Source organism: Burkholderia sp. HAN2018, assembly GCF_024704855.1.
In the GTDB taxonomy this organism is placed as follows: domain Bacteria; phylum Pseudomonadota; class Gammaproteobacteria; order Burkholderiales; family Burkholderiaceae; genus Burkholderia; species Burkholderia cepacia.
Genome location: NZ_QOBB01000276.1, coordinates 1 through 8,376, shown reverse-complemented (window position 1 = coordinate 8,376; position 8,376 = coordinate 1). Strand labels below are relative to the sequence as shown.

Sequence of the window (8,376 nt, the reverse complement as noted above, 5' to 3'; positions counted from 1 at the left end):
CGCGACGACCCGCGCGCCCGCCCGCGCCAGCGCGACCGCGCACGCGCGCCCGATCCCGCTCGACGCGCCCGTGACGAGCACCCGCGAACCGCCGAAATCGAATCGACTTTTCATGATGGCGTGTGCAACCCGTGCATGATCGGTTCGAGCGCCGGATACAGCGCCGTATAGAGCGCAAAGCGCGCCGTATAGGCTGCCGCGCGTTCGGCATCGGGCCGCGCGCGCTCGACGAGCGTGACCCATCCGCCTTGTGCATCCTCGTGCGACACGAGCCCCACCCCGACTCCCGCGAGCAAGGCCGCCCCCATCGCGGCTTCGACGTCCTGCTCGATCGTCCACACCGGGAAGCCCGTCACGTCCGCGATGATCTGCATCCATAGCGCCGAATGCGCGGCCCCGCCCACGACGATCAGCCGGTCGTCGAGCGCGGCCGCGCCGCGTCGGCCGGCCTCGATGTTGTGCCGCAACGCGAACGCGACACCTTCGAGCACCGCGCGATACAGGTGCGCGCGCGTGTGCGCGAGACTCAGCCCGACGAATGCGCCGCTCGCCTTCGCGTCCCACACCGGGCTGCGTTCGCCCATCAGGTACGGCAGGAACAGCACGCCATCGGCGCCCGGCGGCACGCTTTCGGCCGCCTCCTCGAGCAACACGTGCGGATCGCCGTGCGGCAGCAGGCGTGCCGCATCGATCTCCGCGTGACAGAACTGGTCGCGAAACCATGCGACCGACGCGCCCGCCGTGATCGCGCCGCCGAACACGTACAGGTCTCGCTGCCCGTTGAACACGTGCGGCATGCTGACGAGCCCGTGCCGCGCATCGACGTGCCGGCTCACGTAACCCCAGCACATGCTGGTGCCGATCATCGCGACATGCTGCCCCGCGCGCGTCGCGCCGGCCGCGAAGGTCGCGACGGCCGCATCGACGCCGCCCGCGACAACGGGCGTGCCGGCCGGCAGCCCGAGTTGCTCCGTCCATTGCGACAGCAGGCCGCCGACGACGTCCGTCGATTCGACGAGCCGCTCGGGCATCATCGTCGCCGGGATGCCGAGCATGTCGAGCGCATCGTCGGACCATTCGCGGCGCGCGACGTCGTACACGCCGCCGATGTTGCCGGCCGAGCTGTGATCGACTGCGACCTCGCCGGTCAGCAGGTAGATCACGTAGGCGTTCGGCGGCAGGAAGTAGCGCACGTTCGCCCACACGTCCGGCCGCTGGTCGCGCAGCCACAGCATCTTCGTGAAGCCGTAATAGCTGTCGACGCCGTTGCCCGTGATCACGCGCAGCCGCTCGACGTTCACGTTCGCATTGATCCAGTCGACTTCAGCGGTCGCACGCCGGTCCATCCAGATCAGGCACGGATGGACCGGCCGCATGTCGCTGTCGACCGGAATGCCCGAGCCGCCGTACAGGCTGCCCACGCACACCGCGCGGATCGCGTCGGCCGGCACACCCTGCGCGTGCGCATCGCTCACGCAGCCGGCGATGCATTCGAGCACAGCGTCGAACCACACCTGCGGCCATTGCTCGGCCCACAGCGGGCGCGGCGTATCGGGCTGGTAGCCGGCCGAGCGCCGCGCGACGATCGTGCCGTGCCGGTCGACGAGCAGCGCCTTGGTGCTCTGCGTGCCGATGTCCACGCCTATGACGTATTCCATGATGTCTCCGGTGAGGCGCACGCCGGCCGTCAGCGGGCCGGCTTCAGCAGCACCTTGATCGATTCGGGCGATTTCGCGACGCGGATCGCGTCGTCCCACTCCTCGAGCGCGAAATCGTGCGTAACGATGCCTTTCGACGTGACGAGCCCGCGCGCGAGCAGGTCGATCGCGACCGGGTAGCAGTATGGCCCCAGGTGCGCGCCGCGCACGTCGAGCTCCTTGCGGTCGCCGATGATCGACCAGTCGACGGTCGCATCCTCGCCGAACACGCTGAATTCGACGAAGCGGCCGAGCTTGCGGATCAGGTCGAGCCCCTGGCTCACGCCGACCGGCGCGCCGGTCGTCTCGATGTAGACGTCGCAGCCGTAGCCGTCGGTGAGCGACCGGACGATCTCGCGTGCATCGTCGCGCGTCGGGTTGATCGTCACGTCGGCGCCGTACTCGCGCGCGAGTTCGAGCCGCTCGTCGATCAGGTCGATCACGACGAGTTTCTTCGGCGTCTTCAGGTGCGCGACCTGCGTCATCATCAGCCCGAGCGGGCCCGCTCCGGCGATCACGACCACATCGTCGAGCTGCAGGTCGCCGCGGTTCACCGTATGGATCGCGCACGACAGCGGCTCGATGATCGCGGCGTCTTCGAGCGACACGCCGAGCGGGATCTTGTGGACGATCGCGGTGGGCGGAATGCGCATGTATTCGGCCATTCCGCCGTCGGCCACCTCGCGCTGGAAGCCGAAGATGTTGTGCACTTCGCACATCCAGTACTGGCCCGACCGGCAATAACGGCACTTGCCGCACGGCACGATCTGCTCGGCGATCACGCGGTCGCCCACCGTCACGCCGAAGTGCTCGGCCGCGCCGTCGCCGAGCGCTTCAACGTGGCCGAAAAATTCGTGGCCGGGAATCACGGGCGCCTTGACCCACGGGTTCGGGCCGCCCCAGAACATCTTCGCGCCCGTATAGCACTTGCAGTCGCTTGCGCAGATGCCGCACGCGGCGATGCGGATCACGAGTTCGTTCGTGCCGGGGCGCGGCTTCGCGACCTGTTCGACGCGGTAGTCCTCGGGGCCGTGGCAAACGACCGCGGTCATCCGCGGCGGGGCTTCGGGTGTCGTCATGGATAGTCTCTTTCAGTGATGATTCGGATGTCTGAAGGAAGATGCGTTACCGCGACCGTTCGCGGCTGATGTAGATCGCGAGCAGGATGATTCCGCCCTTGATCACGTTCTGCACATACGGGTTCACGCCGATCATGTTCAGCCCGTTGTTGAGCACGCCAAGTAGCAGCGCGCCGACCAGCGTGCCGAGGATCGCGCCGCGCCCGCCCGAGATCGACGTGCCGCCCATCACGACGGCCGCGATCGCGTCGAGCTCGAAGCCCACGCCGGCATTCGGCTGCCCGCTCATCAGCCGCCCGGTCAGCACGATCGCGGCAAGCGCCGACGTGAGCCCGGCCAGCGTGTAGACGATCAGCTTCACGCGCGCCACGCGCACGCCGGTGAGCCGCGTCGCCTGCTCGTTGCCGCCGATCGCATACACGTAGCGGCCGAACGGCATCCGGTCGAGCAGCAGCCACGCGATTGCATAGACCGCCAGCATGATCAGTACCGGCGCCTGGATGCCGAACACCTTGCCGCTGCCGAAGAACGCGACCCAGTCGGGCAGCCCGTCGATCGGATAGCCGCCCGTGTAGATCAGTGCCAGGCCGCGGGCGATGCCCATCGTCGCGAGCGTGACGATGATCGGCGGCATCCCCGCGAACGCGACGAACAGGCCGTTCAGGAAGCCGAACCCGAGGCCGACCGCGATGCCGATCGCGAGCGCGGCCACCGCGTTCACGCCGGCCACCATCAGCCCGGCCGCGAGCGTGCCCGACAGCGCCATCACCGAGCCGACCGACAGGTCGATCCCGCCGGTCAGGATCACGCAGGTCATGCCCACCGCGATGATCGCGTTGATCGACACCTGGCGCAGCACGTTCTCCAGGTTCGCGGCGGACAGGAAGCTCGGGCTCGCGATCATCATCGCGATGCACACGACGATCAGGCCGACGAGCGGATAGAACAGCGTCGAGCGTCGCAACTGCGCCCACATCGCGCGCGGCGGCGGTGCGTCGCCGTTTCCGGCGGCAGCCGCGAGGGTCGGGGAAGGCGTGGAAGAAGAATCAGGCAGGTTCATGGGTCGCTCCTCGCGTGCCGGCCGTGGCATAGGTCATGACCGTGTCGGGATCGATCTCGTCGCCTTCGAGCGTCGCCTCGATGCGCCCCTGCCGGAACACGGCGACGCGATCGCACATGCCGACGATCTCCGGCAGCTCGGACGAGATCATGATGATGGCGTAGCCGCGCGCGGTGAGTTCGCGCATCAGCCCGTAGATTTCGGCTTTCGCGCCGACGTCGATGCCGCGCGTCGGCTCGTCGAAGATCAGCACCGACGTGTGATGGTTGAGCCAGCGCGCGATCACGACCTTCTGCTGGTTGCCGCCGGACAGCGTCGCGACCTCGGCATGGATCGACGGCGCCTTCACGCCGACACGCCGCATCACGTCGTGCGTCGCGCGCGCCTCGCCGCGGCGGTCGATCAGCCAGCGCATCGACCGGTACTTGCCGAGGTTGTTCAGCGAGATGTTGTCGCGAATCGAGAACGACGTGACGAGCCCTTCCGTCTTGCGGCTTTCCGGCAGGATGCCGATGCCCGCGCGCAACGCGTCGGCCGGATCGGCGAGCGTCGCCGCCGTGCCGCGCACGCGCACGTCCTTGCGATGCGCACGCGTCGCGCCGATCACCGCGAGCGCGGTTTCGGTGCGGCCCGAGCCGACCAGCCCGGCAAAGCCGAGAATCTCGCCCGCATGCAGCTCAAAGCGGTTCACGGGGCCGTCGCGCTCGATCTGCAGCGCATCGACCTCCAGTACCCGCGGCGCATCCGCCGCGCGCGCCGGCTTCGGCGGAAAACTGCTCTCGATCCGCCGTCCGACCATCATCCGCACCAGCTGCTCGACGTCGGTGCGCGCGACGTCGGTCGTCGCAACGTACTGGCCGTCGCGCAGCACCGTGATGCGGTCGCACACCGCGAAGATTTCCTCGAGATGATGCGAGATGAAGATCATCGCGACGCCCTGCCGCTTCAGCTCGCGCATGATCGCGAACAGGTGCCCGGCCTCGGCCGGCGTGAGCGTGGCGGTCGGTTCGTCGAGGATCAGGATGCGCGCGTCGAGCGACAGCGCCTTGCCGATCTCGACGAACTGCTGCTGCGCGACCGACAGCGCACGGATCGGCGCATCGAGATCGATCGCGACGCCGAGCCGCGCGAAGATGCCGGCCGCCGCGCGACGCATCCGCTTGCGGTCGCGTGCGCCCCAGCGGTTGCGCAGCTCGCGGCCGAGGAACAGGTTGTCGACGGCATCGAGATGCGGGATCAGGCTGAATTCCTGGAACACGATGCCGACACCCGCCGCGACCGCGTCGCGATAGTCCGCGAAACGACGCACCTCGCCGTCGATCTCGATCGTGCCGGTATCCGGCCGATGAATGCCGCACAGGATCTTCATCAGCGTCGACTTGCCCGCGCCGTTCTCGCCGAGCAGCGCGTGAATCTCGCCGCGCGCGATCTCGAGATGAATGCCGGACAGCGCCTTCACGCCCGGAAAGCTTTTCGCGATGTCGCTGAGCCGGAGTATCGTGTCCATCGGTTTCTCCGTACGAAAGGCGCCGGCCGTGCCGCCGCCCTTCGAGTCGCATTGCACGTCGTTCACCAGCTGAAGCCCTTCGCGTTGCCGCGGTCGACCACCTTCACGTCGACCGGGATCGCCTTCGGCACCGTCGCGCCCCACTTGCGCGCAATCGCGATGCCGAGCGCGATACGCACCTGGTCGGCCGGGAACTGCGCGGTCGTCTCGATGAACTTCGAATTCGGTTTCTGGATCGCGGCGATCGCCTCGGGCGCACCGTCGACGCTCGTCAGCTTGATGTCCTTGCCCGAACTCTCGATCGCGGCGAGCGCGCCCATCGCGCCGCCGTCGTTCACGCTGAAGACGCCCTTCAGCTTCGGGTGCGCGGAGATCAGGTTCTCGGTCACCGACAGCGCGGTCGCGCGCTCCTGCTTGCCGTTCTGCGTGTCGACCAGCTTCACGTTCGGGTATTTCGCGAGCCCCGCCTTGCAACCGCGCACGCGTTCGAGAATCGGCACGACCGGAATGCCGTCGAGGATCGCCACCTCACCGCTGCCGCCGATCGCTTTCGCGAGGTAGTCGCACGACATCACGCCCGCGTCGTAGTTCTTCGAGCCGACGAACGAATCGACCGGGCCGTTCGCGTTCGCATCGACGGCCACGACCACCGCGCCGGCCTTCTTCGCCTGCGTGATCGCCGACTGGATGCCGGTCGAATCGGTCGGGTTCACGAGCAGGATGTCGATCTTCTTCTGCAGCATGTCCTCGACGTCGCTCACCTGCTTGCTGACGTCGTGATGCGCGTCGGTGACGACGACCTGCGCGCCGATCGACGCGGCCGCGTCGTTCAGCGCCTTCTGCATCGTCACGAAATACGGGTTGTTCAGCTCCTGGAACGTCATGCCGATCCGCAGCGGTGCGGCCTGCACGGCGGCGGGCAGCCAGGCCGCGGCGGCAAGCGCGGCAACCGCCGCCAGACGGGCGGCGCGACGGGAGGATGAGGCGGGCGATGCAGGCGTCATGACGGTGTCTCCGGTTGTATAAGGCTTTTTCGTGGGTGAGCAAGCCCCTCGCGACGCAGGCGGCGCGATCGGCTGGGTGAAACGGCGTGGAAAACTCGGGCGGGCGGCGGCCCGGCGATCATCCGGGCTGCGGAGCGAGTTCGGGCGCGCCGGGCGTCACGACGCGCGGCGGCAGCGGATTGCCGGTGGGCGCCGCGTGCAGCGCCAGTTCGCGACTGCGCGCGTTCAGGCGCTGCAGTGCGCGGAATTCGGACGGCGCCATCCCCTTCACCGCGCGGAACTGGCGGTTGAAGTTCGACACGTTGTTGAAGCCGGCCTGGAAGCAGATATCGGTGATGTTCGCGTCGTCGGCGAGCAGCAGCTGGCACGCGGATTCAATCCGCAGACGATTCACGTACTGGACGAACGGCATGCCCGTCTGGCGATGAAACGCGCGCGAGAACGCGCTGACGCTCTGCCCGGTCAGTTGCGCGAGATCGGATTCGCGCAGCTCGGACGCGAGGTTCTTGCCGATGTACGACAGCGCATGGCTGAGCCGCGTCGGCGTGACATCGGCCTGGTCGTATGCGGGGCTCGCGAGCAGCGTGCGTTCGGCCGCGCCGCACAGCCGTTCGAGGATCGTCATGAACAGCGCAATGCGGCGCATGCCGCGCGCGGCCAGCAGTTCGTCGAACAGCGGCGCGATCGCGGCGCTGGTCGCCGCGTCGAAGCCGACCCCGCGCCGCGCATCGTCGAGCAACGCCTGCGCGTCGCGGCATTCGGGAAACGCGTCCATGCAGCGGCGCACGAACACCGGGTCGAACTGGATCACGAGATTGCGGCGTTCGACGGTTTCGCCTTCGGCCATGTCGCTGACCCAGTTGTGCGGCAGGTTCGGGCCGAGCAGCACGAGATGGCCGGGGCCGAACGAGCCGATGTGGTCGCCGACGAAATACTTGCCGCGCGTCGCGACGATCAGGTGCAGCTCGAATTCGGGATGGAAGTGCCAGCGGATCGTGCGATACGGATAACCGTGCGACCAGACCTTGAACGACTCGTCGCGTCGCACTTCGACCACTTCCAGATCGGGGTGCATCATGTGGGCGTCTCCATTCCCGTGTCTCGCCGGCCGGTTCGTTTTGCGCGTGCGCCGCGTATTTCACGCGGCGACGCGACCGGTCGCATGGGAAGCAATGTAGGTCGATCGAGCGCGCGGCTCCACCAACTTTACGCCTGATTTTCGATACTTTTTTGCCCATTCCGGCCGCAAATGGCGCCGGATGGCAAATTTGTGCAGTGCGGAACGGCCGGGCGGCCGCCCGCCCGGCGCTTACGCGGCCGCGTGCTCACGCGCGGTACGCGCTTCGTACGCCTTCAGGTGGTTGTACGCGATCCGCAGCAGCGACAGCGCATCGGCCGCCTGCGGGTCGCGGCGCGCGAGCAGGTCGCCGATCACGTGATCGGCTTCGACGCGCGCATGGTTTTCGACATCGCGCAGCATCGACGCGGTCAGCGGCGACGGCGTCAGCACCATCCGCTGCATCCGCTCGATGGCGGCCGGATCGGGCCGGTGGCCGTTGTGCTCGGCAATCGCACTGCATTCGCCGAGCATCGTCTCGAGCAGGCGGCGGCCGTCCGGCGCGGCGAGAATGTCGCCGACCGAGGCGCGGAACAGCGACGTGCTCGCGGCGAGCGTCGCGAGGAACACCCATTTTTCCCACATCCGCGCGGCCACGTCGTCACTGAGCGTCGCATCGAACCCCGCGCCGCCGAGCACCTCGGCCACCGCGCGCACACGCGGCGATTCGCCGCCCGCAAGTTCGCCGAACGTGACCCCGTGCGTGTCGTTGAGGTGCACGATGCGCTGCTCGCGATCGAGCGTCGCCGCGATCACGCACAGCCCGCCGAGCACCTGCGCGGCGCCGAACCGCTCGCGCAGCACGTCGAGATGGCGCATCCCGTTGAGCATGGGCAGGATCAGCGTCTGCGGGCCGACGAACGGCGCAAACGACTCAATCGCGTCGTCGAGGCTGTACGCCTTGCAGCTCAG

At 68.0% G+C, this 8,376-nt stretch carries 8 protein-coding genes; all 8 read right to left on the bottom strand.

The features are described from left to right. A partial coding sequence (locus DPV74_RS36420) for an SDR family NAD(P)-dependent oxidoreductase (protein WP_119338946.1) occupies nt 1-114 on the bottom strand: 114 nt, incomplete at its 3' end. Further along, on the bottom strand, nt 111-1,658 hold the full coding sequence (locus tag DPV74_RS36415) for an FGGY-family carbohydrate kinase (protein WP_119338945.1): 1,548 nt from the start codon (nt 1,656-1,658) through the stop codon (nt 111-113). The genes DPV74_RS36420 and DPV74_RS36415, both read right to left, overlap by 4 nt. 29 nt (nt 1,659-1,687) lie before the next feature. Next, a complete protein-coding gene (locus DPV74_RS36410; RefSeq protein WP_060086289.1) occupies nt 1,688-2,776 on the bottom strand; it encodes an alcohol dehydrogenase catalytic domain-containing protein in 1,089 nt (362 codons plus the stop codon). Between the two features lie 46 nt (nt 2,777-2,822). Beyond that, nucleotides 2,823-3,836, bottom strand: coding sequence for an ABC transporter permease (locus DPV74_RS36405; RefSeq protein ID WP_060173289.1), 1,014 nt, complete (start codon nt 3,834-3,836; stop codon nt 2,823-2,825). Then, nucleotides 3,823-5,343 (bottom strand): sugar ABC transporter ATP-binding protein, encoded by a 1,521-nt coding sequence (locus DPV74_RS36400; protein WP_119338947.1) that lies wholly within the window; start codon nt 5,341-5,343, stop codon nt 3,823-3,825. The genes DPV74_RS36405 and DPV74_RS36400 overlap by 14 nt, the downstream gene beginning before the upstream one ends. 62 nt (nt 5,344-5,405) lie before the next feature. Next, nucleotides 5,406-6,347, bottom strand: a complete 942-nt coding sequence (locus DPV74_RS36395) for a substrate-binding domain-containing protein (protein WP_060173290.1) — start codon at nt 6,345-6,347, stop codon at nt 5,406-5,408. Between the two features lie 118 nt (nt 6,348-6,465). Beyond that, a complete protein-coding gene (locus DPV74_RS36390; protein ID WP_048023218.1) occupies nt 6,466-7,425 on the bottom strand; it encodes an AraC family transcriptional regulator in 960 nt (319 codons plus the stop codon). 231 nt (nt 7,426-7,656) lie between these two features. Further along, nucleotides 7,657-8,376, bottom strand: a 720-nt coding sequence (locus DPV74_RS36385; protein WP_119338944.1) for a ketopantoate reductase C-terminal domain-containing protein, incomplete at its 5' end; no start/stop codon positions are given.

What these genes read in the sequence shown, in the direction of transcription:
- DPV74_RS36415 (WP_119338945.1), bottom strand. Translation starts at nt 1,658, where the DNA reads ATGGAATACGTCATAGGCGTGGACATCGGCACGCAGAGCACCAAGGCG.
- DPV74_RS36410 (WP_060086289.1), bottom strand. Translation starts at nt 2,776, where the DNA reads ATGACGACACCCGAAGCCCCGCCGCGGATGACCGCGGTCGTTTGCCAC.
- DPV74_RS36405 (WP_060173289.1), bottom strand. Translation starts at nt 3,836, where the DNA reads ATGAACCTGCCTGATTCTTCTTCCACGCCTTCCCCGACCCTCGCGGCT.
- DPV74_RS36400 (WP_119338947.1), bottom strand. Translation starts at nt 5,343, where the DNA reads ATGGACACGATACTCCGGCTCAGCGACATCGCGAAAAGCTTTCCGGGC.
- DPV74_RS36395 (WP_060173290.1), bottom strand. Translation starts at nt 6,347, where the DNA reads ATGACGCCTGCATCGCCCGCCTCATCCTCCCGTCGCGCCGCCCGTCTG.
- DPV74_RS36390 (WP_048023218.1), bottom strand. Translation starts at nt 7,425, where the DNA reads ATGATGCACCCCGATCTGGAAGTGGTCGAAGTGCGACGCGACGAGTCG.